The sequence below is a fragment of the Deltaproteobacteria bacterium genome (assembly GCA_016178705.1).
In the GTDB taxonomy this organism is placed as follows: domain Bacteria; phylum Desulfobacterota; class Binatia; order HRBIN30; family JACQVA1; genus JACOST01.
The window spans coordinates 113716-138226 of record JACOST010000024.1 but is presented as its reverse complement, the minus strand read 5'-3'; the positions used below and the strand labels follow the sequence as shown (position 1 = coordinate 138226).

The following is a 24511-nucleotide window of genomic DNA, read 5'->3' as shown; positions in this document are numbered from 1 at the left end:
GCGGGGACCAACCCCGCGCATGGCTACGGAGTCGGTTCGAGCGTGATATGCGTCGCCCACGTGCGTTGCCACTCGCGGTGCGCCAAAGTCAATGCGAGTGCGGCTCCCGCGGCGGCTAGTGCGAAGGCCGCAAACCCGAAGCCGTACGAGCCACCGACTTGTTTGAGCACGCCGAGCGTTGACGGCAGCAAGAAGCCGCCAATCCCGCCGCACGCGCCGACCATGCCGGTGGCCAGACCCACTTCGCGATGGAAACGCTTGCCGACTAACTGGAACACCGCGCCGTTGCCCATGCCGAGACTACCGGACATCAGAACGAGCGTGAAAACCGCGAGTGGAAACGCCGGCAGTTGCGCCAACAGCGCGCCCAGTGCGGTCACGATGACGTACAGCACGCCGAGTACCCGTACGCCGCCGAGTCGATCGGCCAGCGCTCCACCGAACGGACGGAGGAAGCTGCCCGCAAACACGCACGCCGCGGCCCAGGTGCCTGCCGCAACGCGTGTGCACCCGTATTGGTCACAAAAGAAGATCGGCAGAAAACTCGCGAGGCCGACGAAGCCACCGAACGTGATCGTATAGAAAAGATTCAACCACCAGAGATCGCGTTCGCGCAGGATCTGCGCGTAGCGAGTGGTGCGTGCCGGCTGTTGCGGATTGTCGCGCGCGAACAGCGCGAAGGCGCACAACACAATCACGAGCGGGATCAGCGCGAGCTGAAAGACACCGCGCCAGCCGAAGTGCTCCGCCAAACGCGGCGCGAACAACGCCGCCAACACCGTCCCCGAGTTGCCGGCGCCGGCGATTCCCATCGCGATCCCCTGATAGCGGGGCGGGTACCAGCGACTCGCGAGCGGCAACGCCACCGCGAAACTGGCACCCGCCACGCCGAGCAGCACACCTACCCCCAACCCATCCGCAAAGCTGCTCATCGCGAACCCACCCCATACGAGCGGCAGTGCCGTCAGCAGCATGCCGGCGATTCCCACGCGCCGCGCGCCCCAGCGATCACTGGCTGCGCCCAACACCAAGCGCAGCGCCGCGCCCGAGAGGATCGGCAGCGCGACCAACAGACCCTTCTCGGCCGGTGTCAGTCCGAACTCTTGGGCGATGAACACGCCGAGCGCGCCGAGCAGCATCCACAACATGAAGCTGAGATCGAAGTAGAGAAACGCACACACCAACGTCGGCCAGTGGCCGGCCCGCGCAAACTCGCGTACTCGCATTACGCAATCCCCTCCTCATCGTCATCGTCGTCGTCGTGCGCGGGCTGCGCCCACACTTCGCTGCCGCGACGCTCGACGCGAATCCGTCGCAGGCCGCGTCGTGGTGGTCCCGACACCGCCCGGCCGCTCGGGCCGTCGAAGACGGCGCGATGACACGGGCATTCGAAACGCTCGCGTGCGGCCGACCACTGCACCGGGCAGCCCAAATGCGGACAGCGCTGATCGAACGCGGCGTACTCGTCGTCATTGAGCCGCACCAACACCCCCGGGATCGTGGTTCCGGGCAGAGTGAAGTTCACGGCGGTTCCCGGCGGCACGTCCGCAGCGATGCGAAACGGGGCGATCATGGTACCGGTCGATACGCGACGCTGCGCCCACCACTCGCCGCAGACTGCGGCGACCGCGCTGACGACTGCCGTCCACAAGAACGCGCGCCGACCCATGGCCTCGCTCTCGGGCTTCATACAATTGCCTCCTCGAGACATTGCTCCGCCACTGAGCGCACGACTTCGGCGCTCTCGGTGACACGAATCTGCTCGTGATGTGCTGGCACCATGTAGCTGATCTTGGTGCGCACCACTTCGTCGCCGAATTGGAACACGTTACGCGGTTGCGCCTGCCGGCGGTCTTCGACCTCGGCGCGCGTGCCGTAGAACAGGGCGCCGGACGGACACACGGTGGCGCACATCGGCTTGAGGTCGACCGAAGTGCGGTCGTAACACAAGTCGCACTTCATCATGAGATCGAGTCGCGCGTCGTACTTCGGCACGCCGAACGGGCAGGCGAGGACGCAGTTCGAGCAACCGATGCAGCGCTCGGTCATCGCCGTGTGCACGACGCCGTCGGGGCCTTTGCTAATCGCATCGGCGGGGCACACCGCGGCGCAGGCGGGCTCGTCGCAGTGCATGCACACGGTCGGCGCGGTTTGCACCGTGGCGGTGCGCGCGAGATCGTCGAGGTGAATCATCGAAGTGCCACCATGCCCCGAGCACTCGCTGCAGGCCTCCACACACGCACGGCAGCCGATGCAGCGCTGCGGATCGATGAAGAGTTCGCCGGTCATGCGAGCGCTCGCTCGACACGCACGGCCGACACCTTGAACTCGGGAATCTTGGCGATCGGGTCGTAGGCGCGTTGCGTCAGCCGATTCGCCGACTGGTCGCCCGGCCAGTGATACGGAATGAAAATGGTGTCGGGGCGAATCGTGGCAACCACCAGCGCGGGCAGCGTGACTTCGCCGCGCCGGCTGATCACGTGCACAGGTGCACCGTCGCGAATGCCCAACTGGTCGGCGAGGCGCGGATGCATCTCGACGTATGGCTGCGGACACTGATCGACTAGCGGGCCGATGCGCCGCGTCTGCGTTCCCGACAAAAATTGCGACACCACCCGCCCGGTCGTCAGCAGGATCGGATATTCGTCGTCGGTGTCTTCCGCCGGTGGACGGTACTCGATGGCGTGAAAGCGCGCGCGGCCGTCGGGATGCGCGAACTGTCCGCCTTCGAACAGTCGCGGTGTGCCGGGATGCGCCGCCGTCGGGCAGGGCCAGAACACGCCCATCTGTCGCTCGATCTTTTCGTAGCTGATGCCGAAGTAGTCGGCCTTGCCGCCGTGTGACGCGCGCCGCAGCTCATCGAAGATCTCACCCGCAGAATTGAAGTCGAAGTATTGCCCTTTGCCGAGTCGGCGACCGAGATCGCAGATGATGTTCCAATCGCGCCGCGCTTCGGCAGGTGGGTTGACGGCTTGCCGGATGCGAATGACGCGCCCCTCGGTGCTCGTTACCGTGCCCTCGTCTTCCTCCTGCAACGAACCGGGCAGGATGATGTCGGCGTGTCGAGCAGTCTCTGACATGAAGAAATCGATCACGACGTAGCAGTCGAGCCGTTCCAACGCTTCGCGGGTGAACGCGGAATCGGGGAGCGAAACGATCGGATTGAAACACAGCGAGAGCAAGCCGCGAATCTCGCGGCGGTGCGCCATCTCGATGATCTCGGGTGCGGTCGCGCCCTTCTGCGGCAGCTCGCGTTCATCGATGCCCCAGAAGTCGGCGATGTGCTGGCGGTGCTCGGGGTTCTCGATGTCGCGCGCGCCTGGCAGTTGATTGCAGCGTTGCCCGTGCTCGCGCGCGCCTTGGCCGTTGCCTTGCCCGGTGATGGTGGCGTAGCCGCAGCCGGGCTTACCGATCTTGCCGGTCGCCAGCACCAGGTTGATGCACGACAGCACGTTGTCGACGCCCTTGGTGTGATGCTCGATGCCGCGCGCGTGCAGCAGCATCGTGCGCGGCGCCTGCGTCCACATCGCCGCCGCTTGCCGAATGCGCGCGGCCGGGATGCCGACGAGCTGTTCCATCGATTCAGGGCTGTAGTCGGCCACCGTGTCGCGCACGGCGTCGAAGCCGTCGGTGTGGGCGGCGACGAAATCGTGGTCGACGCCGCCGAGACGAATCACCGCGTGCAGGATCGCATTCATCAACGCCGAGTCGCGTCCGGGTTTGACCGGAAGATAGAGATCGGCGGTGCGCGCGATCGGGGTCAGACGTGGATCGATCACGATCAACTTGGCGCCGCGATCACGTGCCCGCCAGATGTAGTCGACCGTAATCGGGCTGCACTCGGAGACGTTGGAGCCGGTGACGAGAATCAGATCGGTGTTGGCGATGTCGGCCCACGGGTTGGCGGCGCGATCGAGACCGAACGCCTTCAGGTTAGCCGCGCCAGCCGCCACCATGCACAGCCGGCCGTTGTAGTCGATGTGGCGCGTGCCGAGCCCGACGCGCGCGAACTTGCCCATCAGGTACGCCTTCTCGTTGGTGAGCGAGGCGCCGGAAAGCACGCCGACGCTGTCGGGCCCGTAATGCGCCTGCAGCCGCTGAAACCGTTCGGCGATCTGGTCGAGCGCCTCATCCCAACTGATGCGCTCGAAACCATGACCGCTACGGACTAGGGGGTAACGCAAGCGGTCGGGGTGATTGTTTTGCAAGTAGCGCTTCACGCCCTTCGGGCACAGCTTGCCTTGATTGAACGGAAACTCTTCCCACGGTTCGACGCCGATGACTTGTTCATTCTTCACCAGCAGCGTGACCCCGCACTGCTGACCGCAGAAGCAGCAATGAGTCTGCACTTTGCGATCGGGCGCCGTGCGCGCGGCGAAACCGCCGGGCGGCTCGTACTGCAGATGCGGGCCGTACTGCTCGATGAGCGTCTCGGCCGACGCCGGAAGGTAGCCCATCGCTATGCCGCCTTTTCCAGCGCCAGGCGCCGCGTCATTTGCTGCGGTTGGAAATGCGCGCCGAACAGTTGCGTGTGCACACTCGCCAGTCGCTTGCGGCGGCAGGGCGGACACTGTTGGTGATGGCCGGCGAAGTGAAAACCTTGCGCGGTGAGCAGATCTTCGATCGCGTGCATCTGTGCGGCGGGCGCCATTGCCGCGCCGCAGCGCGGGCAGCCCACCGGCGCGGCGCTGGCGCGGACCAGTTGCGCGCCGAGATGCAGGGGGCGGATGAACAGATGAATCAACTTGCCGTAGGGCAGGGCGGCCAGCAGCGCAATCACGGTGGCCTCGTGGGTCATTGCGGCGAGGCGAAACGTGCTGTGGCCAAGATCGGCTGCGACTGGCAGCGCGAGACCGCTGAGCGCAACCGCGAGCAGCAGCAACAAGGGTGCGAGATGGAATCCACCACCGACGCCTGGGTGCCGACGCATGCGCACGCGTGCCGCCAAGAAGTAGCCGGCGCCGAGCGTCACCGCGACGGCGGCGAGATCGAGGGCGTGAAATATCAGCCAAGCAATCGCGCCGTCGGTGGCGAACTGCGGCGTCGACACCGACAGCGCGACCGCTCGATACGCGTGATCGCCGACCGGCTCAAAGTGCAACCACCCCCACACCAGCGGCAGCGTCACTGCGAAACCGGCAAGCGTGCCCCACGCCAACAGCATGTGCGCAAGCCAGCGCAGCCGACCGCGCGGCGCAACGAAGCGCTGCGCCGCCAGATCGCGGGCGGCCCCTCGCATCACTACCGCCAGTTGCCGGGGCCGACGCAGCGCACGAACCAGCGCCCATCCATAGAACGCCGAGGCGCGCCGCTGCCAGAACGCCGAGACCTGATAGACAGTGGCGAAGCACGCGATCATCGTCGCCAGACAGTAGCCGACCAATGCCGGATCGAAGTAGGTGAGACGGTGCGAGCCGAAGTAGATCGCCGCGACGAGCGACCCGGTCGTCAGCATCGCGAACAATGCGGAATGCGGAGTGCGGAATGCGGAATCCGGATTGTGCCCTCTTCTATTCCGCATTCAGCACTCCGCATTCCGCATTCACGAAGACTCGTCCGTTCACCACGCTCACGGGGTACGTTCGCAGCGTCGCCGATTCGCCGAGACATTGGCCAGTGGCGAGGTCGATCTTCCAGTTGTGGAGCGGGCAAATCACCTTGCCGTCACCGACGATGCCTTCCGCCAGCGGTCCACCGCGATGCGGACACTGATTGTCAGTGGCGAAGACCCGACCATCGCGCTGGCGGAAGACGGCGATGGTGCGGCCGGCGATCACAAACGCGCGCCCTTGGCCGGGTGCGATCGAGTCGAGCGGGCCGATGTCGATCGGAGTGTTGTCGAGCGCTCTCCGGCCGATAGGGGCGACGCATGCGTCGCCCTCCGATTGAGTGTGGCCGTTGCCCCTTGCGGGCGACGCATGCGTCGCCCCTACAAGATGGGCTCCGGTTGCGCTCATAGCCGGGCCTCTTCTTGCTCGCTCATTACCGGCAGCGCGCCGGTGAACTGCGCTTCGTATGCGGGTTCGGCGGCGTCGGTCGCCCAGGGATCTCGATAGGCGGCGACGGCCGCCTCGATCTCGGCGTCGAGGTGCGCGCAGATGCTTTGGCTGTCGCTGACCAACACGTCGCGCAGATGGGCGATGCCGAGACGCTCGACGAAGCCGTAGCTTCGCTCCATGTACTTCGCGTGTTCGCGGTAGTACTGCATGAAGCGGCCCATGTACTTGAGGACGTCGGCATGCGAGTCGACGGTGCACAGCAGATCGCCTTTGCGCACGGTGCCGCCGGCGGCACCGCCGAGATAAATCTCCCACTTGCCGTTGCCGATCGCGACAGCGCCGAGATCCTTGACGTAGGCTTCGGAGCAATTGCGCGGGCAGCCCGCCGTGGCGAGCTTCATCTTGTGCGGCGACTCCACCCCTTGGAAGCGGCGCTCGATCTGTTGCGCCAACGCGATCGAGTCGCCGAGTCCGTAGCGGCAGAAGTCGGTGCCGACGCAACTCTTGCAGGTGCGGAACGCCTTGGTGTACGCGTGCCCGCTCGGGATGCCGAGGTCCTTCCACATCGCCGGGAGCTGGTCCTTCTTCACTCCGAGCAAGTCGATCCGTTGGCCCCCGGTGATTTTGACCATCGGCACATCGTACTTGTCGGCGACGTCGGCGATGCGGCGCAGCTCCGCGGCCGAAGTCACGCCGCCGTAGATGCGCGGGATGACGCTGAAGGTGCCGTCGCGTTGAATGTTGGCGTGGACGCGATCGTTGATGTAGCGCGCATCGCGCTCGTCGTCGTACTCATCCGGCCACAGTGACTTGAGCAGCGACGCCAGGCCGGGCTTGCTCGCGGGATCTTCACGACCACCCGCCAACTCGCGAAACACCGCGCTGACGCTGATGAGTCGGCGCGCCCTGATGGCAGCGATCAATTCGGGCTTTGGCAGCGGCACGCCGGGAACGTAGTAGTGCTCGCTCGGATCATCGTCCTGCACCTCGCCGCCGTAGACTTCGAGGAACTGCTGGATCAGTGGCTTGCAACTACCGCAGCCCATGCCGGCCTTGGTGCAGGCGCCGACCTTCGACACCGAGCGGCACTTGCCGATCTGAATCGCCTCCTTGATCTGGCCCTTCGAGACGCCGTTGCAGTTACAGATCTGCGCGTGCTCGGGGAGGTCGAAGACTGAAAGGATGGGCGCGCCGCTGGTCGTGCCGAACAGCAGATCGGCGCGGCGCTCGGGAACGGCCGTGCCGAGACTGAACATCTGCGTCAGCACGCCGGCCGTGTCGGTCTCGCCCAGCAGCACGGCGCCGACGAGCGTGTTGTCACGCACGACGAGTTTCTTGTACACGCCGCGACTCGGCTCGCGGTAGACGACCACATCGTCGCCCGGCTGCGTGGTGCGGACATCGCCCATCGAGGCGAGTTCGACACCCATCACCTTCAGCTTGGTGGCCAGCTTCGAACCAACATAGGCGGACGAGGGATTCACGCCCGTGATCACGTCGGCGATGGTTTTGGCCTGATCCCAGATCGGCTCGACAAGACCATAGATGAGACCACGGTGCTGCACGCACTCACCGACGGCGAAGATGTCGGGGTCGTTCGTGCGGAGCTGATCATCGCAGACGATACCGCGCTCGACCGTGAGCCCGGAGCTGCCGCCAATCTCGGTGATCGGCCGGATGCCGGCGCTGACCACCACCATGTCGGTATCGAACGTGCGGCCGTCTTTGAAACGCAGCCCGGTGACTCGGGCGTCGCCGAGCATGTGCGTGGTGATAGTGTCGAGCAGAACCTCGACGCCCATCTGCTCCATCGTCGTCTTGAGAACGGCCGCGGCGTCGGCATCGAGCTGCGCCATCATCAGTTGAGGCGCGGCTTCGATGACGGTGACCGCAACGCCGTGGGTTAGCAGCCCGCGCGCCGCTTCGAGCCCGAGCAGGCCACCGCCGATCACCACCGCGCGGCGGCAGCCCTCCGCGTACGCAGCGATGCGATCGCAATCGTCGATGGTGCGAAAGAGAAATGTGCCCACCTTCCCCATGCCGTCCATCGGCGGCACAAACGGGCGCGAACCGGTGGCGATGATGACGTGATCGTACGGCACTTCGATGTCAGCGGCGGCAGCGTCGCTGCCATCGAGGTCGTACGGCCGCGCCGCCGAATCCATCGGTCGCCCGATGACGACCTTGCGCGCTCGATCGATGCGCAGCGCCTTGACTCCGGCGTGCAAGGCGATGCCGCGCTCCGCATACCAGGGCAGCGGATTGAGAAAGATTTGCTCCATGGGTTGGGTGCGATTGAGAACGTTCGACAGCAGGATGCGGTTGTAGTTCCCGTACGGCTCGGCCCCGAACATGGCGATGCGAAACTGCACGGCATCGCGCTGCAAGATCTCTTCGACCACCCGAGCGCCAGCCATGCCGTTGCCGATCACTACGAGTCGGCGTTGTGCGCTCTCGCTCATGCGTTCCTCCTGGCCGCGCTGCTGGCATCCGATCTGCTTCTTATGATCATTCGAAATGCCGATCGGGTCGCGCGCACGTTCATTGCTTGTGGAGAAGCAAGCAGAGGTCCAGCATTGGCGCGGGTCGCGTGCCCCAAGCCTCAGTGCCTTGCGCCGTGGAGGACCGATCTGCGTGACGGTGCGAGTGTGCCTATCGCTCGCTCACATAGGCAGCGGCCTGCTGCAGAAGCGAGCAACGGTGTGGTGGATAGGACATCAGCGGGATGGAACCCGTCGATCGGTCTGACTTATGAAGAGGGAGTGCCGTAATGGACACGAAGCAACTGCGGACGTTCGCGACGATTGTTGATCTGGCGAGCTTTACGCGCGCGGCGCGACGACTGAACCTGAGCCAGTCGGCGATCAGTCAGCAGATCAGCGCGCTCGAACGGCAAGTCGGCGTGAAGCTGGTGGCGCGCACCGGAGCCGGTGCGCGACCGACCGCCGCCGGCGATATTCTCCTGCACTATGCGCGGCAGATTCTGGCCAAGATCGACGAGGCGGAGCGTGTGCTCGCAGACTACGAGCACGCGGGCGGTGGTGTGTTACGCATCGGGGCCGGCGGCGCCGCGTGTCACTACTTACTTCCGAGCGTGCTTAAGGAGTTTCGCGACCGTTTTCCGAAAGTCGAACTGCGCGTGGTGAGCGGACACACACGGCTGACGCTCGAACGCCTGCACGAAGGCGAGTTGGATGTCGGTGTGCTGACGCTGCCCGTGTCGCAGCCCAAGTTGCGCATTCTCGATCTCGGCCGCGATGAGCTGGTGGCGATCGTGGCGCCGTCGCATCCGTGGGCGGAACGCAAGCGCATTCAAGCGAGCGAGTTCGCCGGCCAGCCATTGCTCATCTATGAGCGCCGCAGCCAGACGTTTGCCCTGATCGAGCGCATCTTGCTGGAGACCGGGGTGTTTCCGCAGGTCGCGATGGAAATGGATCATCTCGAAGCCGTGGTTGGAATGGTCCGAGTCGGCTTGGGAGTGGCGATCGTACCGCGCTGGGCGGTGCGTGCGGAAACGGCGAGTGGGAACGTGGCCACGGTCTCCATCGGCAAAAGCGGCCTGGGTCGCGGCTGGGGCCTCGGCTTTCGCGAAGCGAATCACCAGTTGCAGACCCTAAAGGCGTTCGCGCGGCTGTGTACCGAGCGCTTGCCGCAACTGTTGACTGCGTAGGGGCTTTGCACGAGGGAAAAGCCCTCGATGCGTTCGCTCCGCTCACAACTCGGGCAAACAGGTCGATCGATCTTACGGAGCGGATGGCTTCGACGACCCCGACTCACGAGTCACGCCTCACGAATCTCGATTGACACTGATTGAGTCACTGGGTTACCGTGCTTGCGATGCTCGGGAGCGACAGTATTCCTCGAACCGTTCGCATCGATGGCGCGCTTCTCGCACGCACGCACGCACGCACGCACGCACGCACGCACGCACGCACGCACGCACTAGTTGCTTCGCCACCGTTCGCGGTTTCTCCCTTTCACAAATCGGTTTTTCTTCCGCATGCCACTTCCCCCGGTTCCGTCATGCCCGCAATCACTAGGCGGGCATCCAGGCGGATGGAGACGCCGGATGGATTCCCGCCAGAAGCACGCGGGAATGACGGAGGGGAATCCTGCGGGAATGACGGGGGGAGCGGAACGAAATCCGATCCGGTGGGGACAGGCCTCCGTGCCTGTCCGGCGGTCCGTTAGGGCCGCCGTGATCATCGCGGCACTCAGAAGCAAGCAGCGAATAAAGCAGTCCGAAAAAAAGAGAGGGGGAACCATCATGAGAACACGATCAGCGCTCACCATCACCGGGGCCCTGCTGTGGGCCGGCCGGTCACGGCCCTGCCGCCGCCGCCGGCGACCAGCCTCAACACCTGCCAGAACACGGTGAAGACCGCCTCCAAAACCTACGCCGACAATGACCTCAACGCCGTGGCGAACTGCCTCAACGCGGTGGCCGGCAAGGTGATAAAGGCCAACGCGCCGCTCACCACCCCGGTGCCCGTAATCTGCGTGCTCCAGTTTCGCAACATCTACGACACGCGCGCCACCGGCAAGAGCTTGGGCGAGAAGCTGACGGCGGCGATCGACAAGAAGTGCGCTCCGGGCATGCTCAACGTTACCCACGGCGTGCCCGACGTTCTCGGACCCGGGGCGGCCCTGAGCGAGCCGATCGAGGCGGAGAATCTCGACACCTGGTGCACGCACTTCGGCGGCGACGGTTCGATCGACACCCTGCACGAGTGGAGCGACTGCGTGGCGGCCTCGCACGCGTGCGCGGCGCAGCAGGCGATCGTCACGCAGTACCCGCGCGCCCTGGAATGGCTCGCTGAAGTGCGCACCGCGATGCTCGCGCTCACGCCGCCGATCAGCGACCCGAACAAGATCAGTGACGCGGTGGCCGGTCTCGATGCGGTGGTGGCCGCCATCGACGGGCCGGACGACGACGGACAACCGAGTGTACAGTGTGGTGGCATCGTGTCGACCGGCACCGCCGTCGCGAGCAGCTGCCTCACCGGTACGACGTTCTCCAACGGCACGGCTGGTGGAGTGGCCGGCACCATGCCGAACAACGGCGCCGTCACGCTGACGCCCTCCGCCAGCGATCAAGTCATCGCCGCAGGCTACCACAATGGATCGGGCAAGTGCGTGGGCGACACCGACTTGGTGTCGGGCAACATCAAGAACGGCGTGAACCTGTTCGGCGTCAACGGCAGCGTGATCCAAGCCAGCGGCAACGCGGCAACGCGGCGGCCGGCGACGTGCTCTCGCCGAAGACCTTCTCCAACGCCAGCGGCGCGGGGACGGGCACGATGGCGAACAACGGCGCCGTCACGCTCACCCCAAGCACAGTGAACCAAACCATCGCTACCGGCTATCACAACGGCGCCGGCTACTGCGCCGTTGATACCGATTTGGTGGCCTCGAACATTGCGAGCGGGGTCAACCTGTTCGGCGTGACCGGTACGCTGTCTGCGGGTGGGTTTCCCGCCTCGGGGCAGACCACCTCGTACGGCACGGGTTCCGACGGCGACGTGCAGCCGGGGGCGACGCTGGCGTACACCGACAACGGCGACGGCACGATCACTGACACCAACACCGGCCTGATGTGGGAGAAGAAGAGCGACAACGGCTCCATCCACGACAAGGACAACACCTACACGTGGGGCATGAACACGTCGCCGTACACGATGAACGGGACAATGGTGACCGCGTTTCTGGCGGCGCTGAATGGGGGAGGCGGGTTCGCCGGGCGCACGGACTGGCGCATTCCGAGCATCAAGGAGTTGCAGAGCATTGTGAACTACGAGATCGCGTACCCAGGCCCGACGGTGAGCCCGGCGTTCAGCACTGGGTGCGTCGCAAGCTGTACCGTCACGACCTGCAGTTGTACGGCGTCCAGCGGCTACTGGTCGTCCACTACCACCGCCAACAGCCCCCCGAACTACGCGTGGGTCGTGACCTTCGGCTACGGGGACGTGTACAGCGACTATAAGCCCCTCCCGGACAGCGTTCGGGCGGTGCGCGGCGGCTTGTGAGTCCGCCCTTGATCATTGGATGATTTGATCGATTGACAATTTGACCGGGGGCGTGAGCCCCCGGTCGGGAAAAGTTTTCCACAGGGCGTAGTGGCACGAAGCGACCATCTTCCGATCTACAAACGGGCATACGACCTGTGTCTGTACATCGAGCAGGTGGTGCATAGTTTCTCGCGCTACCACAAGTATACGATCGGATCGGACTTGCGCGACACCGCGCGCCGGATATTGACGCGGATCGTGCGCGCCAACGCGCGGCGCGACAAAGCGCCCGCTGCTCTACGAATGTTGGGTTGAATAGCTACAGTCATAGTGATAGCCGACGGTCATGCGAACAGTACAAATGACGTTGGAGGATGACCTGGTTGCGAAGGTCGATCGGGCCGCACGCAAGCTGGGGACTACGCGCTCGGGTTTTGCCCGCCGAGCGTTCCGCGACGCCCTGCGCCGGTTGGATTTGCGTCGACTCGAAGAAAAGCACCGTCGCGGCTACAGCGCAAAACCGGTGCGGCGCGGGGAGTTCGACGCCTGGGAGTCCGAGCAGGCGTGGCCCGAACCATGAGGCGAGGTGAAGTCCGCTGGTATCGGTTCCAGGCGCCGGACAAGAAGCGCCCGGTGGTGATTCTCACGCGCGAGTCGGCGCTCGACTATCTTGGAGAGGTGACCATCGCCCCGATCACCTCGACGGTGCGTGAGATCCCGTCGGAGGTGATGCTCAGCAAGGGGGATGGGATGGCCCGAGAATGTGTGGTCAACTTGGATCACGTGCAAACGGTCTCACGCGGCCGCATCGGGGCGTTGATCACAACCCTGAGCGCGCCACGCATGACGGAAGTGCGCGCGGCCCTGTTGTTTGCGCTCGGATACTGACGAGCAATCACGACGCACCTGTCCCCCTCCGTCAGTCCCGCGTGCTTCTGGCGGGAATCCATCCGGGCCGGCGCTTGACTCGCGGCGGGCAGTGGACGACACCAAGCGCAGGGAGGGCTGCGTGATGCGCGTGCGGATCACTCGAATCGGGTTGGCGATGCTGTTGGCGGCGAGTGTGAGCGGCTGCGGTTACAACACCATGGTGTCGCTCAAAGAGCAGGTCGACGCGACGTGGGCGCAGGTGGAGAACCAACTGCAACGGCGCAACGATTTGATTCCGAATCTGGTCGAGACCACCAAGGGTTACGCCGGACACGAGAAGGAAGTGTTCGAGCGTATCGCCGACGCGCGCTCGAAGCTGATCGGTGCCGGCTCACGCTCGGAAAAGATCGACGCGGCCGAGAATCTGGGCTCGGCGCTCTCGCGCTTGCTGGTGATCAGCGAGCAGTATCCGCAGCTGAAGGCCGACGCCCAGTTCGCGCGCCTGTCGGACGAACTCGCCGGCACCGAGAATCGCATCGCCACCGAACGCCGCCGCTACAACGACACCGTGCGCGAGTACAACATCTACATCAAGAAGATCCCGCAGGTGACGTTCGCTCACTGGTTCGGGTTCAGCGAGGAGAAATACTTCGAAGCCGCGAAGGAAGCGCAGCAGGTCCCGAAGGTCGCGTTTTGAAGCGACGCTTCGCCTCGCTGCTGATGGCGTATGGCGGATAGACAGCTCTACACAAAGAGCCGCCGCTCGATACGCCGCCCTTCGATACGAAGCCTTCGGCTTCTCCTCAGTGCGACTACTCGGGGAATCGGTTTCTTCTTGGAGAGCCTACCACCCGCTTGCCCGAGTAGATCGCGAAGCGATCGTATCGAGGGCCTCCTTGCGCAAAGCCGTCCAATGGCGGTTGGAGAGATGGCGACCGTTGATCGTCCGTAACGATCAGCCACCAGCCATCAGCGAGTTTTACGGAACCGCGTCACTGATCTCGTGACCGTCGGTGACTAAGAAGTGTCCGGCCTGCGCGCTGGCTTCGGGGATAAGGCCGGTGACGCCGTGGCCGGAGAGTTCGGGCTGACCGTACTCCGTCATCACGAAGCGCCAGATGCCGCTGCAGCCGTCGGATGACGCGCAGCCGTGAGTCGCCTTCGCGTCAGGCAGGCCCATCGCCAAGGCGAGCGCGTCAGTGGTGAAATTGGGTAGCACGTTGTCGACGATACCTTCGTGCATCAGGATCAATTTTGGCGGTACGCCGGGCAGGCTCTTTGTGGAGTCGAGCATGTAGGGGGCCAGATTGATCGGGTCGGCCGGATCGATGTACCACTGCGAGAGCTGACTGAAGCGGTAGAAGAACACCGGGAACAGCGGGTCGTCGAGCGCGATGCCGGCGGTGTTCGCGATCAGCGGTTTGAGCAGTTTGCCGATCTCTACCGACTGAATGATGCTGGGCAATCCGCCGCCCGGGACGCTGAGCATGCCGACTTTCACCAGCGGCTCGACGCCCATGTAAAGCGTGCCCATGATGCCGCCGAGGGAGACGCCCATATAGTTGATGCGCGTCTTGTCGACCTGCGCCAGTGGGCCGACGGTGGTGTGGCGAATCATGCGCGCGAGTTGCAAATAGTCGACGATGGTCTGGCGGAAGTTCTCGCGGGTGATGAAGCCGTTACTGAGCACGAAGAAGTTCGCCATACTGCCGCGCCGTCCATGTTGCACATCGGAGATGCCGATTGCCATCATCGGAGCGTCGCCGATCAATTGTGAGACGAAGACCGCGTTGCGACCACTGCCCCCGAGCCCGTGACCGAAGATCGTGATCGGGTAGCCGCCCGGCGGTGGCGGGGCCTTCGGGATCGTCATGTAGAAATCGAGATGGTTCTGCTTCGGCGTCGTGCGCAGTGCAATGCGGTCGGGATCGAAGATGCCCTCTGCGGTGCGGAAATCGTACGAGTCGAACACGCCGATGGCGACCGCGGCGACATTGGGTGACGTGGCGCTGCCGATCAAGTCTAGGAACTCCGGGGTACCCTCGGCGAACACGCCGAGCGTCAGGCCGCGGATTGGCGAGTTGTCGAACACCGGATCGGCGGCGGGCAGCCGGCCGCTGTCGAACACGTCGCGAATCGCGATCAAATCATCGGCGATCGACTGCGTGGTGAACGTGTCGATCGCGACGACATCGTCGATAGTAGTTCCGAAGCGCTCGTGCAGCTTGCTCAGCACCGGCGCGAGCGTCGCCACCCAAGTGGTTGTCGCTGCGTCGGCGGGGCCGTGGCCGTGCAGCCTCGCGTTGAGGTCCGCTGATGCAATGAGTGCGTGGCCCTCCGCGTCGTGCGCGGCATTGCGGGTGACGGCGTAGACGTAGCGAGTCTTCGGCTTCAGCGGCACGACCGGTTGAATCTCGATGGCGTAGTCGCCGCTGATGTCGGGAGTAACCGCCACGACCGTGACGGGTGCATCCTGAAGCGTATCAAGCTGCAGAAGCACGACATCGCCTTGCGCAAGTTCCGGCACGATCACCGCGCGATCGACCTTGACTCGAATCGGCGCGAAGGTGCTAAAGCCGGTCAACGCGGTGAGCTGATCCGCAACCGTGTTGGAGAGATCACGGGCCGTGTCGAAGGTCGGATCGGCGGGCAGATCCGCGCCAATCAGCGCGCCGGTGACGTGGACGTGCCCAGTGTCGTCGAGCAGCCGATCGCTCGGAAACGGATTCGCGGGATTGAGCGCATCGGCGGAGAACAATGCAATCGGACCGGTCGGAATCGGGGTAACGCTCGGCGTTGCCGTAAATGATTGTGTCGGCGAAGCGGTTGGCGTGCAGGCACACGTGGGCGAAAGCGTGGCTGTGGTCGTGTTGGTGATCGTCGCCGATGGAGTGGCGGTTGCCGAAGGTAGTGGGGTCGTAGTGGCGACGGCGATGGTCGCTGTGTGCGAAGCCGTCGGTGTCACGACCGGCGTCGACGAATTGCCCCCGCAGCCAGCGAGACTGAGGAGCAAACCGACTACCATTCCAAAGCGCGCGCGATGCATGCAGATCCTTTGTTGTGAGTCGCGAGAATGAGTGCGGGGTTATAGCTCAGGGTCGGCTGAGTCAAGCGCGCGACGGCATCCGTAACAAGCCCAAACGCGCCGGAGTCGAAATGCAAGGCGCAGGATAATGGTTGCTCGCGTAGCGAAGCGCGTGGTACCAAGGAACAGAAGAGTCCGCTGCGGAGATGGGGTATTTCATGCACTGGCCCGTCCGACACCGTCCGCTTGTTTTGATCACCCTGGTGCTGGGGAGTTCAGTTGCCACGGGCGCAATTGGCTCGTCCGCCGCTCACGCGCAGCTGGACCCGAACGTTTGCTTCGCGGTCTCGAACACCAATCACGTGTTGGTGAGCGTCAACAAGACGTCCGGCCTCGAGACTACAATCGGCTTGACCAAGGACCGAACCGATACTGCTATCAGCATCGCAGCCATTGCGTTGCCGCCGGCGGGGAACGTGCTGCACGCTGCTGCCGCCGATGGTCTCGGGACGCTCGATCGCGCGACCGCTGCCTTCTCCGCTCTTCCAAGTTTGTTCGGCATCGGCGACGGGATCGACGGGTTCGTAACCTTCGACGATGTGAAGGGCCTCACCTTCGAACCAGCCACCGGCATCCTCTACGGCAGCCACCGGCGGCTGATCGAGGATGACGTGCTGATTCAGATCGATCCCACCAGCGGAGCGCGTATTCCGCGGGCCTTTGGCGCTGGACAGGACTACGTTCCGATCAGCGGCTGCCTCGATGATATCGAGGACCTCGCCTTCGATCCGCTCGATGGCCAGTTGTACGCGGTGAGCAATACGGGTGGGACCTTTGATGAGTTGGCGAGCATCGACAAGACGGACGGCTCCTGTACGTTGGTCGGAGCGCTGCAAGATCCGTCGGCGGCTCCAATCGATGATATGGGCGGGCTGAGCTTCGACAAGTTCGGGCAGCTCTATGGTACCACCGGCGCGGGCGCGGGCCTCAACGCGAACAAACTGTGGGCGATCGACAAGCTGACGGGAATGGCGACCGAAGTCGGCGTGCTGGGGTTTGACGACTACCAAGCGGTCGCCTGCCCGATGAACGGGTGCGAGCTGCAATTCCGCATACGCCATTCCGGCACTGAGGTGCTCGGGAGCGCAATCCTCTATCAGCTCCTGTGGTTGAATCCGTGCAAGGGTGATGCGTCGAACGTGGTGATCACCAGCGTGCTGCCACCCGGCCTGTCGATCCGCGGCGTGTCAGCGAGCGCGGCCACACTCGTGAACGGCCGAACGGTCACTCTCTTCGCCGGCTCCTTGCCGAAGGGCCCCGCGGGCGTGGCGACGATCAAGGCGATGATCGACCCCGGCCTTGCCGCCGCCAGCGCGCTTGAGAACCGTGCCACGCTTGCCGACGCATTCGGGCGGCAAGTGGCGGCGAGTGACGTGTTGCGCCCGCGGGCAAGTCAACGCGCAGGACTGTTTCTGACCCTGATCGCGCCAAGGAAAGCGGTGCCGGGTGGAACGATGACCTAGCTCGTTCGCTATACCGGCGCGGCTGTCGGAGCCGAGGTGACGCTTGCGCTGCCTGCGGGTGTCACAGTTCTCTCGACTTCATTGGCGCCCAGTCGCATCGTTGCGGGGTCGCTCACGTGGCTGAATCTTCCCGTTCCGTCGGGACTGCTGGTGGTGAAGACACGGATCGACCCGCAAGCGTCGGTGCCGGCCATCCTCTCGGCCGATGCCACGGCTACCGACGGCACTGGTGCGGCCGCCGCTGCCAGTCGCGACACGGTCGCGAGCAACGAGACCAGCGCGGCGACCTCGCGGGAACTCACGCTCTCCGTCGTCGCTCCGACGGCCGTACACCGTGGGCTAACGGTGCAACTGCTCATCCGCTATCGCAACGTCAGCGGAGGCGGCGATCTCTCGGTGACGTTGCCGGCGGGACTCGCCACGGAACTCACGGTGCCCAACGCGGGACTCGGGGTCGATGGGCAGCTCGTCTGGAGCGGGCTGCCGGCGCCAAGTGGCACGGTGAAGATCCGCGTATTGCCGAATGCGAGCGCAGTACCCGGGAGCGTGTTGTCGATTGCCGCAGCCCTCACCGACAGCGGCGGCCACTCGGCCACCGAGGTCCGCAGCGCCATCGTGCGTGAATAGGTAGTCTCCTCGCAGCGCTAAGGGCACCGGAGACCGCCTGCCTAGCGATGCATCCAATCTCCGCCCGCAATCCGTTGTAGTCCGGTCACCGGGCGGTTGTAGACGTACACCCAGGCAGTCAGGGTCCGGCCGTTAGTCAGACGCACGCGACAGCGGCGACGAACGTAGAGTGTCGCCGCGACGGCTTCTTCGTATGCATCGAGCAGAGGCAGCGCCGCGGCGCCGTTGGCGAACTCGATCACGACGCCGCGCACACGCTCCGCGGCAGTGCGCCCGGGGCGGAGCGCCGGATACGGTCCGACGTCGTACATGCGCCCGCTGATGCTACCAGCGGCGACTCGTCGCCAACCCGAAGCAGGGCCGACCACCGCGTTCACGCGCGCGGCGTCGCGTAGCGTTCCGTAGAAGAAGAAGCGCGCGGGGCGCCTCGCGCCAATGCTTGCGTGCATCCTATATTCTCGCGCCGGCACCGCATCACTCGCGACTCCGGAGTATCGCCAATGCTTCGGCGACCTCGCGACCTTTTGCTTCGATCAGCGCGAGCAGTTCTTCCGGCGTCCGCTTGTCTTCATTGTCCGGGGCACGAGGGTTTACGGCTTTGAGATCGAGGCCGCTGTCGTCGATCTCTTTGCGCGTCACGGTCCAACTGCGCTCGCTGTCAGCGCGCTCAGGCAGCAGTCGGAAGAATTCTTCGAACCGATTCAGAGTGAGCGGCGTCTTCTTCCCGACCTTCAGATCCGACAGGTCGTAGTACCAGATGCGCTCGGTCGGTTGACCCTTGGTGAAAAAGAGCAGGTCGGTCTTGCTGCTCCCACCCGCGGCCGTGAACACACCCTGCGGCAGGCTGACGATGCACCACAGATCACACGCGTCCAGCAGCTTGCGCTTGGTCTGCACGAAGGCGGTCTCGTTGGTGCGAAAGAGCACGCCTTCATCCAACACCATGCCGCAGCGCCCACCGGGCTTGAGGCTATCGATCACGTGCTGCAGGAACAGAATCTGCGTCGCGCGGGTCTTGTAGGCGAAGCGCGTCTGCGCGTCTTTGCCTTCCTTGCCGCCGAACGGGGGATTGGTGAGCACGACGTCGAAGAGCGCGGGAGCATCTTGGAAGAGACCACCATAGGTTTCACTGCCGGTGAGGGCGTTGCCGTGCCACAGACGCGGCTCTTCGATCCCGTGCAGCACCATGTTGGCCAGCGCGATGGGATAGATGAGGTTGTCCTTCTCGCGCCCGTAGAACGTGTCGTGCTTCAGCGTCTCGAGTTGATCGCCTGTAGCGCGGTCGCCGAGCGCGGTCTGCATGTGCTGGTACGCTTGTACGAGGAAGCCGCCGGTGCCGCAGCATGGATCGTAGACCGTCTGACCGAGCTGCGGATTGACGGTGCGCACGATGGCCCGAATGACTTCACGTGGAGTGAAGAACTGGCCGCCGTCGTTCCCCTTCTCACCCATCTTGAGGAGCAACCCCTCGTAGACCTGCGAGAGCGGGAACACATGCGTGGGCTCGATCGTTTCGTCTTTGATCGCGTCCACCTTGTCGAGGATGTCGAGCATGTTGCGCTCGGTGTCGATCCGCACCCGCTCAACGCCCGACATGATCGCGCTGATGATCTTCTGCTTTGCCGCGGCATTGGGCCGCTCCCGCATCTTCTTGAGGAAGGGCAGCAGCAGCCCGTTCACAAAGGAAAAGAAGCTGCCGAGTGATCCGTCTTGCAGCTCCTTGCGTTTCCACCCTTGAGGCCTTCCGTCACCAACGGTGCGCAATGACTCATCATACGGCGCGGCCCAATCGCACCAGCGGTACGGCGGCTCGATCGAAGGGGTGTACTCCGCTCCGACCGCTTCCGCAGCGTCCGCTTCCCGCGCCTCGCGCTCATCGAGGATGCGCAAGAACAGAACCCACGTCAGCTCCGGGACGTACTGCATGGCACCGGCGCAGTTCGACCGGCGCATGACGTCGCAGATGCTCTTGACCGCGCTGTTGACGGATTGCGGCGTAGCGAGGCGCTTGGCGCTGCCGTTTCCGGTGCCGCTTCTCATTGCTCTGACCTTGGGAAGGTTGTTGGAGCCTCTGCTCGCACGCACCATCTTACGCGTGGGCCGAACTTCCCGGCTCGGCGAACAGGTCACGCAGGCCGCTGATGTTCCGCTGCTCGCCCTTGAACAACCAACGGGTGAAGAACAAGACTTCCAGGTTCTCGATCGCCGCGGTTCGTGGATTGCGGCGCGCGACGATGTTGTACCCCAACTGCTCGCTGTCCTGCTCGGCGTACGGGGGAACCTTGTTGATGTACAAGATGTCGCCCACCTCGTCGTACTCAAACGTCAGGGGCGTTTCCATTCGATGTCTCCTCTCGGCGGCTTGCGCGCTACGAAAGCCGTCACAATCCAATGTCGCGTGCCGGACGGTTGATCCGACACCACGGCCACAGTCACATACTTACCCGCTCGCAGATCATCGTACCAGCGCAGGAAGAGGCGGGTGTTCGGATAGTCCGAGTCTGCGCGCACCTCGTCAGGGTCGGCAAGCGTTTCCGCGATGCGGTGGCTGTGCTCCGGCACGATATCCGGATGGTGGGCCGCAATGTGCCGTTCACGTTCGTCGGTGAGATCCACGTCACCGTGCAGGTACGGGCACGGGAACCGGTTCATCAGAGCTCTCCGCTGAATGCGCGCCGCAAGAGCGCGGCCGGGAGAGCGTTGATGGCGTCGAGCTGTTCCCGGAGCGCCTTCCGCGATCTCTCCACTCCCGCCATCTGGTCGCGCAGGATTGCCGATATGCGCCGCTGCTCAGGAAGCGGCGGCAGAGGAATCGCGACCGCCTCAACTTGCTTTGGCGACACATGCGGGACCGCGAGGCTGTAGTCATGTTGGGTTATTGCAGCGATGAAAGTTTTGGAATTGAGAAAAGCGTACACGTAATCTGGATCCGCGGAACCACTAAGGCGGAAGCGTCCCACTCGTTGAAGGAGCAGCGCTGGAACATCTGCGGCAGTCAAGCGAGCGACCTTTAGGCCATTAGAGACGACAGGGCGGTCGAGCGAAAGAACGATGTCGCCGACGGATAGCTCGTGCTCTCTGAATTCGCCACGCCGCTCGATCGGCAGCCGGACCTCATCGTCCCAAGCTACATATCCCTGAAAAACGTTCGCATTCCGAAGTAGGCGGATGCCGTTTGCCGCGAACCACTCGCTCTTGAATGCGAATCCAGATTGCACTTTGGCGACTTCTCCTATCCCTCTCGTCGGCCAAGCCTTTGCCAGTGAGCTGTGGAAGACCGCGCGTAGGTACGCCGCGGGCAAGGCGTCGACCGCACTCATCTGAGCCTTTGCTGCCGCAAGCGCCCGATCGAGGGCCTCGATCTGCTGCCCCAGAATCGTCGCGATGCGTCTCTGCTCTGGGAGAGGCGGGAGCGGTGCCTTCCACGCGAAGAGCTGGTCTCTATTCAGTTTCGGCATGCGCGCCCTCGTCGACTCTTCGATGGCGTACTTTGTAAATTCCTCCGAAACCAACATCCAGGCGGCAAAATGTGGATCGAGGAATTCTCGCCGGACGCGTAGAGGATACATGTCTGCGCTGCAGACGCCGCGGAAGTCAGGCACGGCTACTTTGCGAAGGTAGGGACGTAGCTTCGAATAGAGAACATCGCCCGGCTCGAAAAGATACTTCCCGCTGATCATGCGGTCTTCTGCTGCCGTCTTTACGCGGGTGAGGCGGCACGTTCCGGACTCGATGTTCTCACCGCTCACGTGCGGGAGATCTGCGAACCGAGGGTCCGTTGGATCAACCTGGGGAGCAACGATTTCAGACACATCGCCGAAGGGGACGCGTGTCCAGCCCCCTCGCACCGATTGCATTGCGGCTGTGGCTACGTCCGCGCCTTGCGACGACGCACCGCTGCTTAGCTTCGAGTTGATTGCGGCGCGATCGGTCATGCAGCGAACATCCGTTCCTTTGTCTCGTGCAATACCTCGGCTGGCTTACCAATCGTTCTCAATGCAGCAAGCCCGCCAGCGCGCACCACCTCTGGGGTTTGGAAGACCTCCGGGTTCTCCAGCCCTTCGGTACCCGCGCGTGCGAACTGCGAGGCCAGCGCATTGAGCGTAGCCGCCGCCTCTGGCGGCAAGGCGGAGAGCCAGCCGGCGTGCTTGTACGCGAAGGCGTCGGCGCGATCGGAGCGGGTGCGCGGATTCAAGCCGTATCCGAGCTCAGCGAGCACGTCGTACAGATCATACTCGGTCATTTCTTCGAGCTGCTGCACCAGCGCTGCCGAGCGCGCGCCGTCAGGTAGATGCTGAAGCAGCTCGCGCCGTTCGTGCGGCACGATCCAGCGCGCCCGGAACGCATCGAGCGACGGCGCCTCCTCGACTAGCTTCGCCGCCAATCGCTCCTTGTACTCTTCAACGGTCACCGGCATCGCATGGCCGTCGACCGTCGTCACGATGTAACGGCCGGCATCGCTGATCTGTACATCGAATCCTTCAACTTGGATCGGCGGAGGAGGCTCTGGACCCGGCTCCTTGCGCTCGCGCGGCGGCGACGGCTTGGTGACGAAGCCCTTTCCGAACAGGCGCGTGGCGTTGGTGTAGTCGTACACCCGAAACATCAGCTTGCCGGTGGGCGGATCGAGCCGCGTGCCGCGCCCGACCATTTGATAGAACGCAATCGGCGAGCGCACGTACTTGAAGAAGACGATGTTGCGCACCACCGGAACATCGACGCCGGTGGTGAGGAGGTCGACGGTCGTGGCGATGAAGTGCGACCGCGGCGCGCCGCGTAGGTCGGCGAGATACTCGCTCCCGGAGACACTCGCGGTGCATTTGAACGCGTACGGTTCCAGTCGCGGCTTCCCGTTCTCCGTGCACCGGCGCGAGTACAGATTGTTGAGCGCCACTGCTACCGCGTCGGCATGATGATCGCGGGCACAGAAGATGATCGTCTTTTGCTCCGGTCCGCCGGTGTCGAGCAGATGCGCAAACAGATCGGCCGCCATCGCCTTGACCCGATCCGGCAATACCAGATCGTCCTCGAAGCTCTCGGCGACGTAGTGCGCCCGCGTCTCGCCCTCGCTGACGTCTTCACCGGTTGTCGCCTTGGTGAGCTTCTTACCCTTCAGGTCTTCCCGCTTGATGCCGGTCAGACGCTCTGTCTGATCCTGCTTGTCGAGGAAAATGTCGCGACGGACCAGCTCGCAGGCCGCGAGGTACCCGTCCTCGATACCCTGGCTCATGTCGTATTCGTACACCGCTGCACCGAAGTGGCGAATGTTGTCGGCTTGGATCTCTGCGTCAGCGTTGTACTCGCGAGTGCGGATGCCGGGTTGGAGCTGTCGCGGCGTCGCGGTCAGCCCGACCTGCACCGCATCCGGGTTACGGGTGAGAACTTCCGACCACCTGCCCCACGCGGACCGGTGACACTCGTCGATGACGATGTGGCTGAAGTAGTTCTCGGGATAGAACGTCGACAGGAAGTTGGCCGTACCGCCCTCGTTGTCGACATCGAGCGTTTGATAGGTGGCAATGTGAACCCGCGCGTTGCGCGCGTGATTCGATCCGTCGGACTCTTTGAACACCTCCGCGGCGTCGGCACCGAACACGTTCTGAAAGGCACCGAGCGCTTGGCTGCGTAGCTCGTCGCGGTCGCAGACAAAGAGCGCCCGGCGCAACTGGCCGGCATCGGCGATCCGTTTCAGCAAATTGACCGCGATGAAGGTCTTGCCGGAACCGGTCGCCAGCGACAGCAGTACGTGCTTCGATTGCCCGCTCCGTTCGCAGCGCGCGATCTTCTCCAGCGCCGCTCGGATCGCAGCGTCCTGATAGTACCGCCGCGTGGCCTCGCCACCGGCGTAACGCATCAGCAACGGCTGTGCGGCAGAGTCCGCCAACGAGAAGCCCATCGCCCCTTCGTACCGAGTGCGGAGATCTGCGGGGCTCGGAAACGCGGCCAAGGGCCGCGGATCGGTCGTGAGTCCGGTGAAGCGGTCGTACTCAACGAACAAGTGCCCGTTGCTGGAGAACACGAACGGCACGTTCATCCGCTTCGCGCTCGCGTACAACTTCGCCTGCTCCAGGCCGTGGGTAGGCGGCAGGCCCTCTTTCTTCGCCTCGATGAGTGCCACGGCGACGGGCTGCGTCTCCGAGTTGACCTTGATCCGTAAGACGTAGTCGACCCGACCCTTCGCCTGCTTGCGCGGCTTCCCGTCGATGATCTGGATGGCGCCGGCCGTTTCCTCGCGGCGAATGAGATCCTCGGTCCACCCGCGCCCGTGCAGCCCGGGATCGATCAGCTTGGCTCGCGTATCCGACTCGCTCAACCTCACGCTAACCTCGCCGCATTAGAATTCGCACTCATCGCTCGATGCGCAGCGAGGCAGTTGGTGCGATCCGACACCTCGATGGTCTCGCGAAGCGCAGGGAGCAATTGCTGCTCGATGTTGTCGAAGATGCGTGGCACCTGCTG

23 protein-coding genes are annotated in these 24511 nt (G+C 64.0%); 9 read left to right on the top strand and 14 right to left on the bottom strand.

Annotated features, from left to right (window positions below):
• Positions 1 to 23 precede the first annotated feature (23 nt).
• The 7 genes from HYR72_16370 to HYR72_16340 are packed head-to-tail and all read right to left on the bottom strand — an operon-like array spanning position 24 to position 8461.
• Positions 24 to 1226, bottom strand: coding sequence for a NarK/NasA family nitrate transporter (locus HYR72_16370; GenBank protein MBI1816556.1), 1203 nt, complete (start codon positions 1224 to 1226; stop codon positions 24 to 26).
• Positions 1226 to 1690 (bottom strand): Rieske (2Fe-2S) protein, encoded by a 465-nt coding sequence (locus tag HYR72_16365; protein ID MBI1816555.1) that lies wholly within the window; start codon positions 1688 to 1690, stop codon positions 1226 to 1228. Before HYR72_16365 ends, HYR72_16370 begins: the two co-directional genes overlap by 1 nt.
• A complete protein-coding gene (locus tag HYR72_16360) occupies positions 1687 to 2289 on the bottom strand; it encodes a 4Fe-4S binding protein (protein ID MBI1816554.1) in 603 nt (200 codons plus the stop codon). The genes HYR72_16365 and HYR72_16360 overlap by 4 nt, the downstream gene beginning before the upstream one ends.
• A complete protein-coding gene (locus HYR72_16355; GenBank protein ID MBI1816553.1) occupies positions 2286 to 4457 on the bottom strand; it encodes a molybdopterin oxidoreductase family protein in 2172 nt (723 codons plus the stop codon). The genes HYR72_16360 and HYR72_16355 overlap by 4 nt, the downstream gene beginning before the upstream one ends.
• A gap of 2 nt (positions 4458 to 4459) precedes the next feature.
• Entirely contained in the window at positions 4460 to 5521 is a 1062-nt protein-coding gene (locus tag HYR72_16350) for a hypothetical protein (protein ID MBI1816552.1), read from the bottom strand.
• A complete protein-coding gene (gene nirD / locus HYR72_16345) occupies positions 5511 to 5957 on the bottom strand; it encodes a nitrite reductase small subunit NirD (GenBank protein ID MBI1816551.1) in 447 nt (148 codons plus the stop codon). The genes HYR72_16350 and nirD overlap by 11 nt, the downstream gene beginning before the upstream one ends.
• Positions 5954 to 8461 carry an NAD(P)/FAD-dependent oxidoreductase gene (locus HYR72_16340; GenBank protein ID MBI1816550.1) on the bottom strand — a complete coding sequence of 836 codons (2508 nt, stop codon included), beginning with the start codon at positions 8459 to 8461 and terminating at the stop codon, positions 5954 to 5956. The genes nirD and HYR72_16340 overlap by 4 nt, the downstream gene beginning before the upstream one ends.
• Positions 8462 to 8769: 308 nt before the next feature.
• On the opposite strand from HYR72_16340, the gene HYR72_16335 reads away from it, so the two are divergent.
• From HYR72_16335 to HYR72_16305, 7 genes are all read left to right on the top strand, one after another.
• The gene (locus HYR72_16335) at positions 8770 to 9669 is read left to right on the top strand and encodes a LysR family transcriptional regulator (GenBank protein ID MBI1816549.1); all 900 of its coding nucleotides are present in this window, start codon (positions 8770 to 8772) and stop codon (positions 9667 to 9669) included.
• A 638-nt stretch (positions 9670 to 10307) separates the two neighbouring features.
• Positions 10308 to 11342, top strand: a complete 1035-nt coding sequence (locus tag HYR72_16330) for a hypothetical protein (GenBank protein ID MBI1816548.1) — start codon at positions 10308 to 10310, stop codon at positions 11340 to 11342.
• Positions 11300 to 12025 (top strand): DUF1566 domain-containing protein, encoded by a 726-nt coding sequence (locus HYR72_16325; GenBank protein MBI1816547.1) that lies wholly within the window; start codon positions 11300 to 11302, stop codon positions 12023 to 12025. Before HYR72_16330 ends, HYR72_16325 begins: the two co-directional genes overlap by 43 nt.
• Positions 12026 to 12115: 90 nt before the next feature.
• The gene (locus tag HYR72_16320; protein MBI1816546.1) at positions 12116 to 12322 is read left to right on the top strand and encodes a four helix bundle protein; all 207 of its coding nucleotides are present in this window, start codon (positions 12116 to 12118) and stop codon (positions 12320 to 12322) included.
• 31 nt (positions 12323 to 12353) lie between these two features.
• The gene (locus HYR72_16315) at positions 12354 to 12587 is read left to right on the top strand and encodes a ribbon-helix-helix protein, CopG family (protein MBI1816545.1); all 234 of its coding nucleotides are present in this window, start codon (positions 12354 to 12356) and stop codon (positions 12585 to 12587) included.
• The gene (locus HYR72_16310; GenBank protein ID MBI1816544.1) at positions 12584 to 12895 is read left to right on the top strand and encodes a type II toxin-antitoxin system PemK/MazF family toxin; all 312 of its coding nucleotides are present in this window, start codon (positions 12584 to 12586) and stop codon (positions 12893 to 12895) included. Before HYR72_16315 ends, HYR72_16310 begins: the two co-directional genes overlap by 4 nt.
• A 124-nt stretch (positions 12896 to 13019) precedes the next feature.
• Positions 13020 to 13574, top strand: a complete 555-nt coding sequence (locus HYR72_16305) for a LemA family protein (GenBank protein ID MBI1816543.1) — start codon at positions 13020 to 13022, stop codon at positions 13572 to 13574.
• A gap of 282 nt (positions 13575 to 13856) precedes the next feature.
• Here the strand turns inward: HYR72_16305 and HYR72_16300 are convergent, their stop codons facing one another.
• The gene (locus HYR72_16300; GenBank protein ID MBI1816542.1) at positions 13857 to 15923 is read right to left on the bottom strand and encodes a hypothetical protein; all 2067 of its coding nucleotides are present in this window, start codon (positions 15921 to 15923) and stop codon (positions 13857 to 13859) included.
• 197 nt (positions 15924 to 16120) lie between these two features.
• Between HYR72_16300 and HYR72_16295 the strand changes: the two genes are divergently transcribed.
• Complete coding sequence (locus tag HYR72_16295; protein MBI1816541.1) at positions 16121 to 17425, top strand: hypothetical protein; 1305 nt, start codon at positions 16121 to 16123, stop codon at positions 17423 to 17425.
• A gap of 36 nt (positions 17426 to 17461) precedes the next feature.
• Positions 17462 to 18052: a hypothetical protein gene (locus tag HYR72_16290; GenBank protein MBI1816540.1), complete on the top strand. Its 591-nt coding sequence runs from the start codon at positions 17462 to 17464 to the stop codon at positions 18050 to 18052.
• Positions 18053 to 18093: 41 nt separating this feature from the next.
• Here the strand turns inward: HYR72_16290 and HYR72_16285 are convergent, their stop codons facing one another.
• The 6 genes from HYR72_16285 to HYR72_16260 are packed head-to-tail and all read right to left on the bottom strand — an operon-like array spanning position 18094 to position 24371.
• Entirely contained in the window at positions 18094 to 18501 is a 408-nt protein-coding gene (locus HYR72_16285; GenBank protein MBI1816539.1) for a gamma-glutamylcyclotransferase, read from the bottom strand.
• 25 nt (positions 18502 to 18526) lie between these two features.
• A complete protein-coding gene (locus HYR72_16280; protein MBI1816538.1) occupies positions 18527 to 20092 on the bottom strand; it encodes an N-6 DNA methylase in 1566 nt (521 codons plus the stop codon).
• A 49-nt stretch (positions 20093 to 20141) separates the two neighbouring features.
• Entirely contained in the window at positions 20142 to 20393 is a 252-nt protein-coding gene (locus HYR72_16275) for a DUF2283 domain-containing protein (protein ID MBI1816537.1), read from the bottom strand.
• Entirely contained in the window at positions 20378 to 20704 is a 327-nt protein-coding gene (locus HYR72_16270) for a hypothetical protein (protein ID MBI1816536.1), read from the bottom strand. The genes HYR72_16275 and HYR72_16270 overlap by 16 nt, the downstream gene beginning before the upstream one ends.
• Positions 20704 to 21987 (bottom strand): restriction endonuclease subunit S, encoded by a 1284-nt coding sequence (locus HYR72_16265; protein ID MBI1816535.1) that lies wholly within the window; start codon positions 21985 to 21987, stop codon positions 20704 to 20706. The genes HYR72_16270 and HYR72_16265 overlap by 1 nt, the downstream gene beginning before the upstream one ends.
• On the bottom strand, positions 21984 to 24371 hold the full coding sequence (locus HYR72_16260; protein MBI1816534.1) for a DEAD/DEAH box helicase family protein: 2388 nt from the start codon (positions 24369 to 24371) through the stop codon (positions 21984 to 21986). Before HYR72_16260 ends, HYR72_16265 begins: the two co-directional genes overlap by 4 nt.
• Positions 24372 to 24511: the final 140 nt, after the last annotated feature.